The sequence below is a fragment of the Brevundimonas sp. TWP2-1 genome (assembly GCF_049897645.1).
In the GTDB taxonomy this organism is placed as follows: domain Bacteria; phylum Pseudomonadota; class Alphaproteobacteria; order Caulobacterales; family Caulobacteraceae; genus Brevundimonas.
In genome coordinates, this window is the sequence record NZ_JAFCWR010000002.1 from 975,683 (window position 1) to 992,111 (window position 16,429).

General features: G+C 68.9%; 18 protein-coding genes. 5 read left to right on the forward strand and 13 right to left on the reverse strand.

Annotated features, from left to right (window positions below):
• Positions 1-13: 13 nt before the first annotated feature.
• The 5 genes from ACP7BH_RS15175 to ACP7BH_RS15195 all read right to left on the reverse strand — a co-directional run bounded on the left by ACP7BH_RS15175 (position 14) and on the right by ACP7BH_RS15195 (position 4,540).
• Positions 14-1,867, reverse strand: a complete 1,854-nt coding sequence (locus tag ACP7BH_RS15175) for a M20/M25/M40 family metallo-hydrolase (protein ID WP_425986572.1) — start codon at positions 1,865-1,867, stop codon at positions 14-16.
• Positions 1,868-1,941: 74 nt separating this feature from the next.
• Complete coding sequence (locus ACP7BH_RS15180) at positions 1,942-2,895, reverse strand: right-handed parallel beta-helix repeat-containing protein (RefSeq protein ID WP_425986574.1); 954 nt, start codon at positions 2,893-2,895, stop codon at positions 1,942-1,944.
• Between the two features lies 1 nt (position 2,896).
• Positions 2,897-3,694, reverse strand: a complete 798-nt coding sequence (locus ACP7BH_RS15185) for a phosphatase PAP2 family protein (RefSeq protein WP_425986576.1) — start codon at positions 3,692-3,694, stop codon at positions 2,897-2,899.
• Positions 3,691-4,194 carry a hypothetical protein gene (locus tag ACP7BH_RS15190; protein WP_425986578.1) on the reverse strand — a complete coding sequence of 168 codons (504 nt, stop codon included), beginning with the start codon at positions 4,192-4,194 and terminating at the stop codon, positions 3,691-3,693. Before ACP7BH_RS15190 ends, ACP7BH_RS15185 begins: the two co-directional genes overlap by 4 nt.
• 76 nt (positions 4,195-4,270) lie before the next feature.
• Positions 4,271-4,540 carry a ribonuclease gene (locus ACP7BH_RS15195; protein ID WP_135194032.1) on the reverse strand — a complete coding sequence of 90 codons (270 nt, stop codon included), beginning with the start codon at positions 4,538-4,540 and terminating at the stop codon, positions 4,271-4,273.
• Positions 4,541-4,645: 105 nt separating this feature from the next.
• On the opposite strand from ACP7BH_RS15195, the gene ACP7BH_RS15200 reads away from it, so the two are divergent.
• The gene (locus ACP7BH_RS15200; protein ID WP_425986580.1) at positions 4,646-5,650 is read left to right on the forward strand and encodes an LLM class flavin-dependent oxidoreductase; all 1,005 of its coding nucleotides are present in this window, start codon (positions 4,646-4,648) and stop codon (positions 5,648-5,650) included.
• On the opposite strand, the gene ACP7BH_RS15205 is transcribed toward ACP7BH_RS15200, so the two are convergent.
• Entirely contained in the window at positions 5,647-6,618 is a 972-nt protein-coding gene (locus tag ACP7BH_RS15205; RefSeq protein WP_425986582.1) for an alpha/beta fold hydrolase, read from the reverse strand. The genes ACP7BH_RS15200 and ACP7BH_RS15205 overlap by 4 nt on opposite strands.
• Positions 6,619-6,667: 49 nt before the next feature.
• Here ACP7BH_RS15205 and ACP7BH_RS15210 point away from each other — a divergent pair, with 49 nt between their 5' ends.
• The gene (locus ACP7BH_RS15210; RefSeq protein ID WP_372693276.1) at positions 6,668-7,504 is read left to right on the forward strand and encodes an aldo/keto reductase; all 837 of its coding nucleotides are present in this window, start codon (positions 6,668-6,670) and stop codon (positions 7,502-7,504) included.
• 179 nt (positions 7,505-7,683) lie between these two features.
• On the opposite strand, the gene ACP7BH_RS15215 is transcribed toward ACP7BH_RS15210, so the two are convergent.
• Together ACP7BH_RS15215 and ACP7BH_RS15220 are read right to left on the reverse strand one after the other, a co-directional pair.
• A complete protein-coding gene (locus ACP7BH_RS15215; protein ID WP_425986584.1) occupies positions 7,684-8,097 on the reverse strand; it encodes an HIT domain-containing protein in 414 nt (137 codons plus the stop codon).
• A gap of 2 nt (positions 8,098-8,099) precedes the next feature.
• Positions 8,100-9,005, reverse strand: a complete 906-nt coding sequence (locus tag ACP7BH_RS15220) for an SIMPL domain-containing protein (RefSeq protein WP_425986586.1) — start codon at positions 9,003-9,005, stop codon at positions 8,100-8,102.
• Positions 9,006-9,143: 138 nt separating this feature from the next.
• On the opposite strand from ACP7BH_RS15220, the gene mdh reads away from it, so the two are divergent.
• A complete protein-coding gene (gene mdh / locus ACP7BH_RS15225) occupies positions 9,144-10,106 on the forward strand; it encodes a malate dehydrogenase (protein WP_425986588.1) in 963 nt (320 codons plus the stop codon).
• Between the two features lie 211 nt (positions 10,107-10,317).
• Here the strand turns inward: mdh and ACP7BH_RS15230 are convergent, their stop codons facing one another.
• Positions 10,318-10,815: a YbjN domain-containing protein gene (locus ACP7BH_RS15230; protein ID WP_425986590.1), complete on the reverse strand. Its 498-nt coding sequence runs from the start codon at positions 10,813-10,815 to the stop codon at positions 10,318-10,320.
• 34 nt (positions 10,816-10,849) lie between these two features.
• Complete coding sequence (gene zapE / locus ACP7BH_RS15235; RefSeq protein WP_425986592.1) at positions 10,850-11,941, reverse strand: cell division protein ZapE; 1,092 nt, start codon at positions 11,939-11,941, stop codon at positions 10,850-10,852.
• 148 nt (positions 11,942-12,089) lie between these two features.
• Between zapE and ACP7BH_RS15240 the strand changes: the two genes are divergently transcribed.
• Together ACP7BH_RS15240 and rarD are read left to right on the forward strand one after the other, a co-directional pair.
• The gene (locus tag ACP7BH_RS15240) at positions 12,090-13,136 is read left to right on the forward strand and encodes an aspartate-semialdehyde dehydrogenase (protein WP_425986594.1); all 1,047 of its coding nucleotides are present in this window, start codon (positions 12,090-12,092) and stop codon (positions 13,134-13,136) included.
• Positions 13,137-13,325: 189 nt separating this feature from the next.
• Entirely contained in the window at positions 13,326-14,252 is a 927-nt protein-coding gene (gene rarD / locus ACP7BH_RS15245; RefSeq protein WP_425986596.1) for an EamA family transporter RarD, read from the forward strand.
• On the opposite strand, the gene ACP7BH_RS15250 is transcribed toward rarD, so the two are convergent.
• The 3 genes from ACP7BH_RS15250 to ACP7BH_RS15260 all read right to left on the reverse strand — a co-directional run bounded on the left by ACP7BH_RS15250 (position 14,249) and on the right by ACP7BH_RS15260 (position 16,428).
• Entirely contained in the window at positions 14,249-15,382 is a 1,134-nt protein-coding gene (locus tag ACP7BH_RS15250; RefSeq protein ID WP_425986598.1) for a serine hydrolase domain-containing protein, read from the reverse strand. The two genes, rarD and ACP7BH_RS15250, sit on opposite strands and share 4 nt — an antisense overlap.
• Before the next feature lie 31 nt (positions 15,383-15,413).
• Positions 15,414-16,037, reverse strand: a complete 624-nt coding sequence (locus tag ACP7BH_RS15255; protein WP_425986600.1) for a hypothetical protein — start codon at positions 16,035-16,037, stop codon at positions 15,414-15,416.
• Between the two features lie 121 nt (positions 16,038-16,158).
• Positions 16,159-16,428, reverse strand: coding sequence for an ATP synthase F1 subunit epsilon (locus ACP7BH_RS15260; RefSeq protein ID WP_425986602.1), 270 nt, complete (start codon positions 16,426-16,428; stop codon positions 16,159-16,161).
• Position 16,429: the final 1 nt, after the last annotated feature.

Consider the following 16,429-nt stretch of genomic DNA (forward strand, 5'->3'; position numbering starts at 1 on the left):
AATCACGGCGGCATCAGGAGATAAACCGGGCCGCCAGCGCCACGGCGCAGCCCAGCAGCAGGCCGGCGAAGGCGAGCCCGCCGATCACCCGCACCTCGCCTGCCGATGTCGGCGCCAGCGGCCGGGCCGTCAGCACCACCAACAGGCCGATCAGACCCAGCGCGCCGGGCAGGTCCATGCCGACGCCCAAAAACACGCCATGCCCCTGAACCAGCAGCCATCCGCCCACGCCCACAGTCGCGACCGCCGCCGGGATCAGAGCGCGCCAGGATATCAGCCTGGCCCCGATCACCGCTGCAATCGCTGCGGCGAGCGCCGCGATCAGGCCGGGCCAGAGGAAGAGGAAGGCCGCCTCTGGAGCCAAGGCCTGGATCAACCCGCCAAGGATCAGCACCAGCACGATCAAGCCCAGCCAGCCGCCCCAGGTCGTCCGGTCCTCGTCCGAAGGCCACAGGCTGAACCCCGCCGCGACCACCGCCGCCCCGACGATCAGCAGGCTGAACCCGCCGAGAGCCGTCGCAAGCACCGCAGCTGCGGCGACCACCCCGACTATGACCCTTCGGCCGATCCGCCCTCGCCCCCCCGCCGCCACAAGAACCAGGGCGAGCATCGCCAGCGCCACACCGACCTCCAGTACCGGCAGGCGCCGCAGCAGGGTGTAGTAGGTCTCTGCCGAATCGATCCGGCTGCCGACCGGTCCGGCCAGCACCCGCACGGCCTGGCCGACGACCACGGCGCTGGCCAGCAGCCACACCCCATCCGTCGCGCCCCGCACCACCGACATCGCCCTCAGCCCCGTCGCATGATGCGCGCCCCAGGCGGCGAAGGCGGTCGCAACCCCGGCGGCGATCAGAAGGATCCAGCCGACGATCGGGGGGTGACGCACGACGAACAGACCGTACACATCGGCATAGACCGCATTCTGCGTCGCCTGGGGCAGGGTCGGCGCGCGCAGGAAGGCGTCGGCGGTTTCCAGGGCCTGCGACCCGATATGCTGAAGACTGCCCTGGTCCAGCGCCTCGGGCGTCGAGGCCGGCGAGTGGTACTGGGCCGGGCGGCCGATGAAGGCCAGGTTGATCCCCGACAGTTCGCGCCCCGCCGCCACGGTGAAATCCGTGCCGTTGGGCATCAGCCGATAGATGAAGATCGCCAGGGCGTTGCTGGACGGGCCGCCGGTCGCCTTGCGCGTCGCCTGAGCGTAGCGGACGATGGTCTCGGCGTTGCCGGGGCCGGTCTCAAACATCATGGCGCGACCGCCGCCGCCCCGCGCTTCCAGATTGATCACCGCCCCGATGCGGTCGCGCAACGGATGCTCGCTGAAGAAGGCCCGCGCCCCGTCCAGGTTCAGCTCCTCCGCATCGGTCAGCAGGACGATCAGCGTCCTATCCGCCCCGCCCCGCGCCTTGATCGCCCGGACCGCCTCCAGGATCGCCGCGACGCCGCTCGCATCGTCGGCGGCCCCCGGCGAGTTCGGCACGCTGTCGTAATGGGCCATCAGGGCGACGGCGGGCAGGCCGGGGTCTCGCCCCGGCAAAACCCCGACGATATTGACGGCTCTCAGCGCGCCGGCGTCGCCGCCGTCCTTCTCGATCCGCGCCACAGCGGCCGGCGACAGGGCGCCGGATTGCAGGCTGGGCTGCAGCCCCAGGTCGGCCAGCCGCTGGACCAGATAGGCCTGGACCTGCTGATGTTCGGCCGATCCGACGGGATGGGGCGCGCGGGCGATGCGGCGCACATCGACCATGGCCCTCTCGGCGGAAAAGCCGACGGCGGGGGTCGAGGCCGGCAGGGGCGCGGGCGTCTGGCTGGCGAAAACGGCCAGCCCCAGGGCGGCGGCCAAGGGCGCGAGAAACAGGACCAGCCGCATACTCAAATCCCCCGATCGATCAGGCGGTCAGTCAGCCTTGAACGACCGCTTTGCGCAAGTGCGGCCCAAAGGCCTCACCGCCGGACGATATTGCGCGCCGTCACGTTGCCCGCGGCGCCATCGCTGTCGTTCGCGCTGGAGCCGAAGGGCCACCCCCGGTCGTCCCCACAATAGCGCCTTCCGCCCTCGCGCGAGCCGATCACCACCGCGCGCGGACGCAGCCAGCCGGCGCCGGTGAAGACATTGTCCGTGATCTGATTATAGGACGGCGTCTGGTGCCGGATGACCCCGTCCTCGCCGCAGTTTCGGTACAGGAACACCCCGCCCTTTCCGCCCAGGGCCAACTGGTTGCCGACGATGCGGTTGGCGCCCGATCCATCCACGGCGATCTGCTCGCGCCCTGTGCGGATGTCGAAGTCGTTGTCCTGAATCAGGGCGCCCGCGCTCTCGGCGTCCAGATAGACGGCGGTCGAGGTCGAACGGCCAGAAAAGGTCGAACGCGTCACCGTCGTGCGCGTCACGCCCGGCCCGACGTAGAGGGGAATGGTCCCCGCCCCCTCGAACCGCACCCGGTCCAGGGTGACCCGGATGGGTGCCGCAGACTGGGCCGCCTGCGTATGGCCGGCGGTGCGCGACGACGCCAGCAGGTCGCGCATCGACCCGCCCGCCCCCATGCCCCAGATCCGCACATTGCCGACGACTGTGCAGTTGCGCACCGTGACATCGACCGGCCGCGACCACGCCTCTCCGTCACGCCGGGACCAGACGGCCACGGTCGGGGCAGAGGTCGTCGCCTGGCCCGGCGCGCGAACAGCGCCCCCCCCGCAGTCCAGCGACGCGCCCGACGCCTCGGCGCCCTCGATCAGGACGCGGCGGCGGATATCGACGCCCGACAGTTGGGCCCGGCACCTGAGACGATAGGGCTGATCCGACGGCGTGGTCAGGTCGCGCAGTTCCTGCGCCGTGCAGGGCCGGTCGGCGGGCGGCGCCTGAAACACCAAGGCGGCCAAGGCGAGCCACAGCGCCATGTCAGGGCAGAACGGTCGCCAGGGCCGCGCGTTCGGCCGCGCAGCCAGGGTTGGTCAGGCCGCTGCGACGCGCGGCCTCCAGTTCCGCTCGCGCCGCCGCGACATCCGCTTTGAAGGCGGGTGTCTGCACGACCTCGACGACGACGGCCCGGCCGATCTCTTCGCCCACAGCCACGTCGGTCGGATAATGCATGGCGCAGATCAGGCGGCTGACGCCGATCTGATGGCTGATCCGCCGCACGGCCTCGGCCCGATCCGGCTCCAGCGCGGCGAAGGCCTCGCCATAGGCCACGCCCACGGCGGCGCTGCCCGACGGATAGGAGGCGCCTTGTCGGGTGGCGGCGTTCACGACCTGACAGGCGCGCCGTCGAGGATCGTCGCCGACCGGTCGGGGCCGCGCTTGTCGCGCCTTGACCCGTTCCGCCACACTGTTCGCGTCGTGAAACACGCGCGCCATCAGCCGATCCAGCGCCGGCGTCTCGGCCGACCCCAGCCGCACGCCCAGGGCGCAGTCGAAATGCTGCAGGGCCAGGGGCGGACGCAGCTCCGCATGCGAGGTCGCCAGCAGCCAGCGATCACTGTCTTCCAGCGCGACATAGCGCGCGGAGGCCGCCTTGTCCGCCAGGTCCTGGATCGACCCAACCGCAGGCGGCGGTGGGACCGCTTCGGCCAGCCGCGCGATCGCGCCGTCGGCCAGAAATCCCTCGCTCGGCGTCGTCACGACCGTTTTCGGGGCGCCGGCGCAACCGACGACCAGCAGGATCGCCGTCGCCGCGCCCAGGGCGGCGACCGGCCTCACTGCCCGGCGCTCCACCCCAGCTGGACCGAGGTCGCGCCCGCATCCGTGGGCGCCGCCACGACCTGGAGCGACGGCCCGTTCGCCTGGTCGCCGGCCGCGCCATAGGCCCGCGCCTCGCCCTGGTTCATACCGGTGACGGATCGCAGCCCCGCCGCCTCCGCCCGCTCGCGATAGAAGGCCACGACCTGATCGGGCGAGGCGTCGGTGGTGAAGGTGACCAGACCGCCGGCACCCGATTCGCCGCCGGCCAGCAGCGGCTGTCCCTCGACCTGGCCGCCCGGATAAATCGCGGCGAATGCCGGCGCACCATCGACCGCAGGCGCGCCCGCGACGGTCGCGTCGTCGAACGGCGCGACAGGGTCAGGCGTCGGCGTCTCTGCGACCACCGCAGGCGCGGCCGCATCGGGCGCCTGTTTCGCATCGGCCGGCTTGGCCGTGCGGTCGCATCCGGCGATACAGAACAGAACCACGGCGGCGGCTGCCGCCCTACGAAGCGTCATCGAGAGATCGTCCCTGACCTATTTTGGTCGAAGCGCCACCGTGGCGCATGCGTGCGGCGGCAGCAAGGCGCCGTCGTCAGTCGCCGCGCTCGGCCGCATCGGCGGACTCACGTCCCTCTTCCGCCAGGGCGTCGTTGATCTCGCGTGAATCAGGATCGTCGTCCGATCCCGAGGCAGATCCGCCCCGCAGCGATCCTGCGCGCGTGTCTGATCCCGAATCGCTGCCGTCCAAGGCGTCGATCAACGTGTCCGCCTTGTGCCCCAGATCCGGCTTTTCGCCCATGTCGGCGGCCTCTCTTGCGTCGTCGCAATCCACTTCCGGCTTGTTGGGATCGATGTCCGTCATGGCGCAGGTCTCCGTAGTGAGGATTTGAGTCTTAAAGCGCCCGACCCGGTTGCGGTTCCGCCCCCGCGCCCTTGAACCCCAGCGGACAGCCCCGATCTAGGCGTCATGATCCCGTTCTCAGTTCTCGACCTCTCCCCCATCGTCGAAGGCGGCGACGCCCGCCGCGGCCTGGACGAAACCTTGGCCCTGGCCCAGGCCGCCGACCGCCTCGGCTACCAGCGGTTCTGGCTGGCCGAGCACCACAACATGCCCGGCATCGCCAGCGCCGCGACCTCCATCGTCATCGGCCATGTGGCGGCGGGGACTCAGCGTATCCGCGTCGGCTCCGGCGGCGTCATGCTGCCCAATCATGCGCCTCTGGTGGTCGCCGAACAGTTCGGCACGCTGGAGACCCTGTTTCCCGGCCGCATCGACGTCGGCCTGGGCCGCGCGCCCGGCACGGACGGCGCCACCGCCCGTGCGCTGCGTCGCTATTTCGAAGGCGCCGACCAGTTCCCGCGCGACGTGGTCGAACTGATCCAGTGGTTCGAACCGGCGTCCGAGAACCAGCCGGTCCGCGCCGTGCCCGGCGCCGGGCTGCGGGTACCCGTCTGGCTGCTGGGCTCCAGCCTGTTCAGCGCCCAGCTGGCCGGTCAGCTGGGCCTGCCCTACGCCTTCGCCAGCCATTTCGCACCCGAACTGCTGCTGGAGGCCTTGGCCCTTTATCGCCGCAGCTTTACCCCGTCTGACCGCCTGGCCAAGCCCCACGCCATGGCCGCTATCAACGTCTTCGCCGCCGACACCGACGCCGAGGGCGTGCGCCTGTCCACCTCCATGCAGCAAAGCTTCGCCCGCCTCTCGACCGGCAAGCCCGGCAAACTGCCCCCGCCCGTCGACGACATCGCTGCGGTCCTGACGCCGCAACAGATCGAAGGCGCAAAGGGTCGCCTGCTCTATTCCGCCGTCGGCGGGCCGGAGACGGTCAAGCGACAGCTCTCCGACTTCATCGCCCTGACCGGCGTGGACGAGCTGATGGTCACCGGCATGATGTTCGACAACGCCGCCCGCATCCACAGCCTGGAAATCGTCGCCGAGGTGCGCGAACAGATGGCGATGGCGGACGCGGCCTAAAGCCCGGCCAGAAACTCCAGCAGCAGCGCGTTCACCTCTGCGGGCCGCTCCTGCTGGATCCAGTGCCCCGCCCCCGGCACGACCACCTGACGGGTGAGCGCCGGCGCCCAGTCCTTCAGCCCCGCCTCATGGCCTCCGGCGTAGTGGCGCACGGGATCGTCCTCACCGACGACGAACAGGGCGGGCGGGGTGATCTTCTGCTCCTGCACGAAGGCCGTCAGCGACCAGTTCAAGTCCATCGCGCGATACCAGTTCAGCGGCGCGTCGAACCCGCCGGCCGAGAAGGCCTGCACGTATTCGTCGAAATGATCCGCGCTCATCCACGGCGGCAGGGTCGCCGCGTCGTCGATGGTGTCGAGCAAATCCAAGCCTTGCGGCATGAAGCCAGTGGAGCGCCGATCCGCCGGGGTCGCCCCGTCATAGGCGTAGAACAGCTTCCTCAAGGCCGTCGCCGGATCGGCGTCCAGCGAGAGGTGCGCATCCGGCGCCTGGAACCGGCTGATGTAGAGGTCGCCCACCCCCGCCCGTTTCGAGATCGCCGCCATGGCGGCCGTGGGCGGACCCTTGGGACGGCGCGGCTGGAACGGCACCGACAGGCCCGCCACGGCCGTGAACAGGTCGGGCCTCAACAGGGCGCAATGCCAGGCCACCGGCGCGCCCCAGTCATGCCCCACGACAATGCAGGACGGCTTGCCCAGGGCGCGGACCAGATCGACCATGTCCCCGACCGGATGCAGGATGGAATAGGCCTCCCCCCCCGCCGGTTTCTCGGTCCCGCCATAACCCCTCATGTCCGGGGCTGCGACGTGGTATCCTGCCTGGGACAAGGCCTCGACCTGGGCCCGCCAGCTGACCCCCAGTTCGGGAAAGCCGTGGATCAGCAGGACCAGCGGCGCGTTCTGGTCCTCGAACCCGGCGTCCAGAACCTGTTGGACCAGGCCGTCGGTCTTGATAAGCCGCGTTCGCATTCCACCCTCCTTCGCGGTCTTCGCCGCTTCTAGTTTCGTCAGGACGGACATGACCCGCCTCGTCACCTTTGCGGACGGTACGACCGTTCCCGCCCTCGGCCAAGGCACCTGGGAGCTGGGCGACGACCCGGCCTGGCGCGACGAGGAGCAGCAGGCCCTGGCCCGCGGCATCGACCTGGGCATGACCCTGATCGACACGGCTGAACTGTATGGCGACGGCCGCTCCGAGCGACTGGTGGGCGAGGTCATCGCCGACCGCCGCGACGAGGTCTTCCTGGTCTCCAAGGTCCGGCCCGAGAACGCCTCGGAGATGAAGATGATGCTGGCCTGCGAGAAGTCGCTGGAACGGCTCGGCGTCGAGCGGCTGGATCTCTATCTGCTGCATTGGGAAGGCAACGTCCCGCTGGAAGAGACCGTCGAGGCCTTCCGCGACCTGGTCGACGAGGGGATGATCGCCCGCTGGGGTGTGTCCAACCTGGACCTGCGGGCCATGGAGCAGCTGATGGAGATCGAGGGGGGCGAGGACTGCGCCGCCAACCAGCTGCTCTACAATCTGGCCTCGCGCGGGGTGGAGTTCGACCTCCTGCCCTGGATGCAGGCGCGCGACATGCCGATGATGGCCTATTCGCCCCTGGGACGCGGCGAACTGCTGGAACAGCCTCTGATCCGCGACATCGCCAACCGCCACTCGGCCAGCCCCGCCCAGGTCGCCCTCGCCGCCGTCCTGCGCCACGACGGCGTCATCGCCATTCCCAAGGCCAGCTCCGTCGAACACGTCGAGGCCAACGCCGACGCCCTGGAAATCCAGTTCGATCTGGAAGATCTGGAACGCCTGGACGAGGCCTTCCGGGCGCCGAACCATGCGGTGCCGCTGGATATTATCTGAGTTCCAAAGCTTTATCTCGTCACCCTCGGGCTTGTCCCGAGGGCCCACCGCAGGTTCAGGCTTGGCAGTCGGACGTTCAGGTCACCACTTGCAGCGTCTTGCGGCCGCGCTTGCCTTACCGTGGGCGCTCGGGACAAGCCCGAGGGTGACGGATTTGAGATAAAAGAGGATTTTTGGTCCTAGAGACCCGAAACCTCGTCATCAGCGATCACTCCCAGCAGTCGCACCCGCTCTTCATCCGCATACGGAACAACCACTCCTCGCCCCCACACCGGATCGGGCCAAAGGCCGTCGTCGCGCCTCCGCCCGACCACATGGACATGCAGTTGCGCCGTCACATTGCCGATGGCGCCGACGTTCAGCTTCTCCACCCGTCCCAGCCGCCGAACCAGCGCCCCGGCCCGCACCGTCTCCTCCATCAGCATCGCCCGCTGCTCGACGCTCAAATCCTCAAGCTCCACTGCCCCCTCGACGCGCGGGATCAGGATCAGCCAGGGGAACCGCGCATCGTCCTGGAGCCGCACATGGCACAGCGGCCATTCGGCCGCGGCGACCGACCCGGCTTTGAAGGCCGGCGCAACCTCAAACCCCATCCTCAGTTCAGCCCGTAGATGACGCAGGCGCTGTCGGTCAGGGTCTGCAACGGCGGTTGCAGCGCCAGCCGCGCCGCCTCTATGTCCGCCTCGCTGGGGCCTGCCCCGCCGGCCATCGGCGCCGGCGGCGGAGGAGGAGGCGCGAAGCTCGCCTCCGCCCTCACCCGCGATCCGGTCACCACGATGTCGTCCACCGTCGTCGCCTGTCCGCCGGCGGCGTAGGACGGCCAGCCGGCCAGCACGTCCGTCTGGCACACCCGTCCCGACGGATCGATGATCTTGACCCGCCCCAGGGTCGCGCCGGCGTTGGTCGCAGCCGCGTCGGCCCGGCGGCGCGCATCCTTCATCGCCTCGGCCTGCAGATTGGCCTTCCAGCTGTTCTCCGGCTCCAGGTTGAAGTTCACCTGACCGATCGAAGTCGGGCGCGAGGCCACGATCGTCGCATAGACCCGCTCGATCAGGCGCACGTCGCGCACCGTCACGCTGACCGAGGCGTCGGCCTGATACCGGGCCACGCGGTCGGCGCGGGTGTTGTCGCGCATCACCCCGTTCTCGTCGCGGTACTGGTCGTACAGGGGCCGGGTGGTGACGCTGGTCTCGACCCGCACCTTGTCCGCACCATAAGCCGACAGCGACTGGCTCAGCGCCCGCACCTGATCGGCGGCGGCGCGTGACGCATCGGCGACGCTGCGGTCCACCGACTGGAAGCTGGCGGAGACGAAGGCGCGGTTGGCCTGGATCTCGACACGCACCTGGCCGACCGAGGCGATCACCGGATCGCGCATCCACCAGGGCGCGGGGATATAGCGGTCGCCGATGGTGGCGGGCGGCGTCTGGGCCATGGCCGGCGCAGAAGCGACGACGGGCGCAGCGCCCAGCAGCAGGGCGAGAGCGAGAGAAGGGCGCATCGAAATCCTCCGGTTGGGGCCGAACTTTCGCAGCCCCGACCAAGGCCGTAAAGCGAGGTTCTTGCGACAGTCGCGAGAGGGGTCTAGACCGCCCGCACGATTAATCCCCATTTCGCATACGCAATAACGGAGACATCCATGGCTCGCGCGAAGATCGCCCTTATCGGCGCCGGCATGATCGGCGGAACCCTGGCCCACGTGGCCGCGCGCGAAGCCCTGGGCGACGTGATCCTGTTCGACATCGCTGAAGGCACCCCCCAGGGCAAGGCGCTGGACATCGCCGAGGCCACCGCCGTCTTCGGCTCGGACGTGGCCCTGAAGGGCGCGAACGACTACGCCGACATCGCGGGCGTCGACGTCTGCATCGTCACCGCCGGCGTGCCGCGCAAGCCGGGCATGAGCCGCGACGACCTGATCGGCATCAACCTGAAGGTCATGAAGGCCGTCGGCGAGGGCATCAAGGCCCACGCCCCCAACGCCTTCGTCATCTGCATCACCAACCCGCTCGACGCCATGGTCTGGGCCCTGCAGAAGTTCTCGGGTCTGCCCAAGGAGAAGGTCGTCGGCATGGCCGGCGTGCTCGACTCGGCGCGCTTCGCCTATTTCCTGGCTGAAAAGACCAGCGTCTCGGTGCAGGACATCCACGCCTGGACCTTGGGCGGTCACGGCGACGACATGGTGCCGATGGTGCGTCACTCGACCGTCGGCGGCCTGCCCCTGCCCGACGCCGTCGCCGCCGGCCTGCTGTCGCAAGCCGATCTGGACGCCATCGTCGACCGCACCCGCAAGGGCGGCGGCGAGATCGTGGCCCTGCTGAAGACCGGCTCGGCCTTCTATGCGCCCGCTGAATCGGCCATCGCCATGGCCAAGTCGTACTTGCTTGACCAGAAGCGCGTCCTGCCCTGCGCCGTCTGGCTGTCGGGCGAATACGGCCTGTCCGACCTCTACGTCGGCGTCCCGGCCCTGATCGGCGCGAACGGCGTCGAGAAGGTGATCGAGTTCACCACCAACGACGAAGAAAAGGCGATGTTCGAAAAGTCCGTCGCCTCGGTCCAGGGCCTGCTCCAGGCCTGCAAGGATATCGACGCCTCGCTGGCGTAAGCCACGCGTCAATCGAATGACGAAGGGCCGCGGAGCAATCCGCGGCCCTTTTTTCTTTTCCCTTCTCCCATTGGGAGAAGGTGGCCCGCAGGGCCGGATGAGGGTCGGCCGGTGGGCCAACACGCACAACCCGACCCTCACCCTTTCGCGCAAGGACGACGGCTATCGCCGCCGTGTGCTCAAGCCCTCTTCCACCGGGAGAGGGACGTCATTACGGCGCCACATACCCCATCTCGCCCGCGAACTTGGGCAGCAGTTGCAGCCAGACCGCCAGCGGGTCCGCCAGTTGCGCCACGCCCCCGCCCGACAGCACGACAACATCATACTGCACCGTCGCCGTCGGGGTTTCGGCTGAGGTGTGGAAGGCCTTCAGATAGCGGTTGTCGCGGTTCCAGGCGTTGACCTTGTCCAGCGTCGCGCCGGCGCCCGGCACGACGGCGCTGAACTGAACCTCGCCGCAGACGCCCGCCTCGCAGCCGTAGAAGAAGACCGCCCAGGTCAGGCCCGCATTGGTCACGGTGAAGAAGGTCAGGCCGTTCTCGGTCTGCACCGGCCCGACGCGACCGCCCAGACCGGTGATCCACGCCCCGACCTCGGCCGGCGTCAGACCGCGACTGGCCGTCGCCGGCGCCGTCTGGGCGAACGCCGCTCCCGCCGTCATGGGCGATACAGTCACAACAAGGGCGGCGGCGAGAGCGAGGCGGTGCATGGAACACTCCGAAGGTCAGCCCCCACCCTAGCCGTCAGTCGCGCACGTGCGCCAGCCAGTCCTTGCTCTGCATTTCGTTGAAGCGCGACACCGTGCGCTCGAACTCGAAGGCCCCCACACCCTCGGTATAAAGGGCCTCGGGCTTGGCCGCCGCCAGCACGATCAGCTTGGTCTTGGCCTCGTAGAGCGCGTCCACCAGCGTCACCAGACGCCGCGCCTCGTGGTGGTTGGCCGAGCTCAGGATCGGCACGTCCTCCAGGAACAGGGTGTGGAACCGCTGGGCGATGGCCAGATAGTCCTGCGGTCCCAACGGCTTGCCGCACAGCTCCGCGAACGTCGCCCGCGCCATCGAGCCGACGGTGCGCTCCACCACCACGTCGCGGCCCAGCACGGCCAGGTGCGCCGGCTCCTCGGGCTCCCCGCCCTTCAGCTCGCGCCACAGATCATCGAACCCTGCGCGGTCGTCCGGCGTGTGCCACATCTGGGCCGAGGTCATCCGGTCCAGCCGCCAGTCGCGCGCCCCGGCCATCTCCACCACCGCGCAACGCTCGCGGATGATGTCGATGAAGGGGACGAACAACTGGCGATTGATGCCGTTCTTGTACAGGTCCTCCGGCGCCCGGTTCGAGGTGATGGCCAGCACCACCTTGTCCTCGAACAGGGCCTCGAACAGCCGGCCCAGGATCATGGCGTCGGCGATGTCCGTCACCTGCAGTTCGTCGAAACACAGCAGCCGGGCTTCCGACGCGATCAGCCTGGCGATCGGCGGAATGGGATCGTCGCCCTTATGCGTCCCGAACACGGCCTTGCGCGTCCTCGCATCCCCCTCGCGCCACTGTTTCACTAGGTCGTGGATGCGGGCCATGAAGGCGTGGAAGTGGGCGCGGGTCTTTCGCGGCTCGGGCGTCGCCGAATAGAACAGGTCCATCAGCATGGACTTGCCGCGTCCCGGCGGCCCGTAGAGGTAGATCCCCCGCACCTCCGGCGCCTTGCCGAACAGGCCGCGCTTGGCCAGATCGACCTCCAGCCGCTCCAGCGCCGCGATCACAGCGCTTTGCGCCGGATCGGGCGTCAGCACGCCCTCTTCCACGCGGATATCGTAGGCGTTGCGGATGCGGGAGGTCATGCGGCCCTGCTTAAAGTCCCCCGAACCGAAAAGCGATTGCTTCGCGGCTGCGAAGGCCTAATTGCAGTCCCCAACCACCACACCAAAATGCGCTCAAGTAGCGAGGCTCCGCTGAGCCGAGCGTAGCGCGTCCGAAGGACCAAGCATCATGGGTTATCGCGTCGCCATCGTCGGAGCCACGGGCAATGTGGGCCGCGAAATGCTGAACATTCTGGAAGAGGTCGAATTCCCCGTCGACGCCATCCACGCTATCGCCTCGCGCAAGTCCAAGGGCGTCGAGGTCTCGTTCGGCGACAAGACAATCAAATGCCAGGACATCGAACAGTTCGACTTCTCGACCGTCGATATCGTCCTGATGTCCGCCGGCGGCGCGGTGTCCAAGGAATGGTCGGAAAAGATCGGCAAGGCCGGCCCCATCGTGATCGACAACTCCTCGGCCTTCCGCAAGGACCCGGACGTGCCGCTGATCGTGCCGGAGGTGAACCCCGACGCCATCAAGGACGCGACCAAGAAGAACATCATCGCCAATCCCAACTGCTCGACCATCCAGCTGGTGACGGCGCTGAAGCCGCTGCATGACGTGGCGAAGATCAAGCGGGTGGTGGTCTCGACCTATCAGTCGGTGTCCGGCGCCGGCAAGGAAGGCATGGACGAGCTGTGGAACCAGACCAAGGCCATCTACGGCCTGGGCGACGCGCGTCCCAAGAAGTTCCCCAAACAGATCGCCTTCAACGTCATCCCCTACATCGGTTCCTTCCTTGAGGACGGCTCGACCGACGAAGAGCAGAAGATGTCGGACGAGACGCACAAGATGCTGGACCCCGACATCAAGGTCACCGTCACCTGCGTGCGGGTGCCGGTCTTCGTGGGCCACTCCGAGGCGGTGAACATCGAGTTCGACCGCCCCATGGAACCCGACGAGGCGCGCGCCATCCTGCGCGAAGCGCCGGGCGTGCTGGTGATCGATAAGCAGGAGCACGACGGCTACATCACCCCCGTCGACGCCGCCGGGGAACACGGCGTCTATGTGTCGCGCATCCGCAAGGATCCGACCGTCGAGCACGGCCTGAACCTGTGGGTCGTGTCCGACAACCTGCGCAAGGGCGCCGCCCTGAACGCCATCCAGATCGCCCAGCTGCTGGACGAGACGGGCGTGATCACGTCGTCGTCGGGATATCGCTCGATCACCGTCTGATCCGGACTTTCGTCATCCTCCGGCGCGCCTAGCGCGACCGGGGGACCCAGCGGCGCCGAAGGCGAAATCCATCCGCCGCTGGATCGTCGAAAGGTTCTCCGCGACAGGTTCGCGCTCACGCGCGCCGCTGGGTCCCCCGGTCTTCGCCGCTGCGCGGCTCGCCGGAGGATGACGAAAGGGATAGGCATCATGCTCCCGGCCCCCGCCACCCCCAATGACCCCCGCGCGGTCGGAACGGCCATCGCCTGCTACACCCTGTGGGGCCTCTTGCCGCTGCTGTTCATGGCGATGGCGGCCAACGGATTCGGCGCGCCCGAGATCCTGGCGCATCGGGCCGTCTGGTCGGTCTTCATCGCGGGCCTGGTTCTGCTGCTCGCCGGCCAGTGGGGCGAGGCGCGCAAGGTGCTGGCCACGCCGCGCACCCTGGCCTGGCTGGCCCTGTCGGCCCTGCTGATCGCGACGAACTGGAGCCTCTACGTCTACGCCACGACGCACCATGCGACGCTCGAGGCGAGCCTCGGCTACTATATCAATCCCCTGCTCAACATGGCGGCGGGCGCCGTTCTGTTCCGCGAGAAGATCGACCGCTGGAGCGCCGTCGCCATCGGCCTCGCCGCCGTCGGGGTCGTGATCCAGACCGTCGCCCTGGGCCATGTGCCGATCATCGGCCTGACCCTGGCCGTCACCTTCTGCGCCTATGCGGTGATCCGAAAGCGCGTGCCCGCCTCGGCCCAGACCGGCCTGTTCGTCGAATGTCTGGTGCTGCTTCCCATCGGCGCGGTCTTCTTGGCCTGGCTGACGACCCAGGGCCAGGCTGTCGGCTTTGCCTCGCCCTCCGGCCTGGCCTGGGCCCTGATCAACGGGCCGGCGACGGTGATCCCGCTGGTGCTGTTCGCCTGGTCGGCGCGGCGGCTGCCCCTGTCCACCGTCGGCTTCATCCAGTTCCTGGCGCCCACGCTTCAGTTCGCCTGCGGCGTCCTGACGGGCGAGGCCCTGACCCCGCTGCGCATCGTCTCCTTCGTCTTCATCTGGGCGGGCGCGGGCGTCTTCGCTCTGGGCGCGCTCAACCGCTCGCGCGCCGCCAAGCGGGCCGTCGCCCTCTCTGAAACGGTCTAGAGCGCCCCGTAAAGCGCCTCCAGCAGGCGCTTGGGACGCGGGTCGCCGATCAGGTGCGGCGACTGGCGCGTCATCACATAGGCCGCCGACAACCGGCGCGACGGATCGGCCATGGCCATCGACCCGCCCCAGCCATAATGCCCGAAGGCTTCGTCCGGCCCGAACGCCTTCAGCCCGTGGTTGCGCATCAGGCCGGCCGCCCAGCTGATCTCGAACGGCAGCACCTTGTCCGGCCCGTGGATGCGTTCGCGCGTCAGCTGATCCAGCGTCCCTGCCGACAGCACCGACCGGCCGTCGAGCACGCCGTCATTGGCGACCACGCCCAGCATCCGCGCCAGCCCCAGGGCCGTGCCGTGGAGGTTGGCCGACGGAATCTCCATCTCGCGCCATGCGGCCGAGCCCCGCCCGCCGGGCGCCGAACCGCGATCCAGGAAGGCGGCCTGTTTGATCGGATCGACCACGCCCAGGCTGGGCGACGCGGTCGGCTTCCTCATCTGCGCCACCCGCCCGTGCTCGCTCTCCGGCAGGCCGATCCACAGATCCAGATCGGAGAAGTCCTGGCGCAGGGCCTGGCCCATGGTCCGCCCCGTCGCACGGCGAAAAACCTCATTGGCCAGATAGCCGACCGTGACGGGGTGATAGCCCGAGGCCGTGCCCGGCGCCCACATCGGCGCCTGGGCCGCCAGCCGCGCCAAGACGGCCGGCACGTCGAACCAGATGGTCGGCTCCACCGCCTCGGAAAAGCCGGGCAGGCCCGACTGGTGGCTCATCAACTGGGCCACGGTCACGTCCGCCTTGCCCGCCGCGCCGAACTCGGGCCACAGCGAGGCGACCGTCTGGTCATAGTCGACCTGCCCCGCCTCGACCGCCGTCGCCATCAGGATCGCCATCACCGCCTTGCCGGTCGAGAAGACCGAGGTCAGGGTCGCCTCCGTGAACGGCGTCGTCTTCGCCGTGTCCGCATGGCCCGCCCACAGATCGACGACCGCCTCGCCCTCGACCAGTACGCTGAACCGCGCCGCCTGCTCGTTCAGCCCCTCGGGCGCCTCGGTGAAGTTGGCGGCGAACGCCTCGCGCACGCCCTCATAGCCGGGTGCGCAGACGCCTTGGATGTCGATGGGATCGGTCATGGGCTGCTCTTAGCCGCCCGCCGGCCGTCTGTCAGCCGCGCGCGGGCGTGCAGAAACTGGGGCGGTCGTTCTCAGCGCGGAAGACGTTGGCGACGAAGGCGGGACGTCGCCCCTTGGTGCGTTTGACCAGAACGGCGATCATCGGCCGTTGCGCCTCGCCCGTACACCAGGCGGTGCGGCTGTTGTCGTCTCCGGGGATGGTCTGGCCTTCGACGAAGGCGCCGTGACGCGCCGTCAGGGCGACGGCCGCCTCTCGCAGCGCCTCGGGATCGCCGCCCTCCACCGACGCCGAGCATCCCCCGTTCGGCAAGGCCACGACGAAGACCGTGGAATAGGAAGCCAGCCGCCACGCCGCCGTCGCCGTGGGCGATCCAGTCGAGCGTGGCGCAACGGGACGCAGCCAGTGATCGAGGGCCAACGCCTCGATCGACGATCCATCGCGCACCGCCGTCATGCAGATGTCCGAAAACACAATAGCCATGGCGGCGGTCGGCGAGGTCAGCGCCGCATACGGCGCGGGCTGGGTGCGGCGCACCTCGGTCGGCTGTGCAGCAAAGCCGCTGAGCAAGGCCCCGATCAGGGACGCCCCGACCAAGGACGTCAGAACCCGGCACGTCCCGCCGCCAACGGTCCACCCTTCAGCCTTCGGCATCATCAGCCCCCCCGTGATGCCTGATGGTTGCAGAAGCCTCCGCGCGGAGCAAGGGCACAGCCTATTACGAAAAAGGCCCCGCGCCGGAGCGCGGGGCCTCAGTTCTTTCGATCCGGCGTGCGGATCAGCCCGCAAAGACCTCGACAGCCTGTTCGGCCAGGATGGTCAGGCCTTCGCCGTTGACGTCGGCGAAGCCGCCGTGAACGTCGTACTGGACCTTGGTCCCGCCGGTATAGACAGTGACCAGACCTGCGCGCAGAGCGGTCATGAAGGGGGCATGGTCCGGCAGGACGCCGAAGTCGCCCTCGACGCCCGGCGCGTCCACCTGGTCCACGAGGCCCGAAAAGACCTCGCGTTCCGGCGAGACGAGGGAGAAGTTCAGCTTGCCGGCCATG

Coding starts and splice junctions, on each gene's coding strand:
- ACP7BH_RS15175 (WP_425986572.1), bottom strand. CDS start 1,867: ATGCGGCTGGTCCTGTTTCTCGCGCCCTTGGCCGCCGCCCTGGGGCTG.
- ACP7BH_RS15180 (WP_425986574.1), bottom strand. CDS start 2,895: ATGGCGCTGTGGCTCGCCTTGGCCGCCTTGGTGTTTCAGGCGCCGCCC.
- ACP7BH_RS15190 (WP_425986578.1), bottom strand. CDS start 4,194: ATGACGCTTCGTAGGGCGGCAGCCGCCGCCGTGGTTCTGTTCTGTATC.
- ACP7BH_RS15195 (WP_135194032.1), bottom strand. CDS start 4,540: ATGACGGACATCGATCCCAACAAGCCGGAAGTGGATTGCGACGACGCA.
- ACP7BH_RS15200 (WP_425986580.1), top strand. CDS start 4,646: ATGATCCCGTTCTCAGTTCTCGACCTCTCCCCCATCGTCGAAGGCGGC.
- ACP7BH_RS15205 (WP_425986582.1), bottom strand. CDS start 6,618: ATGCGAACGCGGCTTATCAAGACCGACGGCCTGGTCCAACAGGTTCTG.
- ACP7BH_RS15210 (WP_372693276.1), top strand. CDS start 6,668: ATGACCCGCCTCGTCACCTTTGCGGACGGTACGACCGTTCCCGCCCTC.
- ACP7BH_RS15215 (WP_425986584.1), bottom strand. CDS start 8,097: ATGGGGTTTGAGGTTGCGCCGGCCTTCAAAGCCGGGTCGGTCGCCGCG.
- ACP7BH_RS15220 (WP_425986586.1), bottom strand. CDS start 9,005: ATGCGCCCTTCTCTCGCTCTCGCCCTGCTGCTGGGCGCTGCGCCCGTC.
- mdh (WP_425986588.1), top strand. CDS start 9,144: ATGGCTCGCGCGAAGATCGCCCTTATCGGCGCCGGCATGATCGGCGGA.
- ACP7BH_RS15230 (WP_425986590.1), bottom strand. CDS start 10,815: ATGCACCGCCTCGCTCTCGCCGCCGCCCTTGTTGTGACTGTATCGCCC.
- zapE (WP_425986592.1), bottom strand. CDS start 11,941: ATGACCTCCCGCATCCGCAACGCCTACGATATCCGCGTGGAAGAGGGC.
- ACP7BH_RS15240 (WP_425986594.1), top strand. CDS start 12,090: ATGGGTTATCGCGTCGCCATCGTCGGAGCCACGGGCAATGTGGGCCGC.
- rarD (WP_425986596.1), top strand. CDS start 13,326: ATGCTCCCGGCCCCCGCCACCCCCAATGACCCCCGCGCGGTCGGAACG.
- ACP7BH_RS15250 (WP_425986598.1), bottom strand. CDS start 15,382: ATGACCGATCCCATCGACATCCAAGGCGTCTGCGCACCCGGCTATGAG.
- ACP7BH_RS15255 (WP_425986600.1), bottom strand. CDS start 16,037: ATGATGCCGAAGGCTGAAGGGTGGACCGTTGGCGGCGGGACGTGCCGG.
- ACP7BH_RS15260 (WP_425986602.1), bottom strand. CDS start 16,428: ATGGCCGGCAAGCTGAACTTCTCCCTCGTCTCGCCGGAACGCGAGGTC.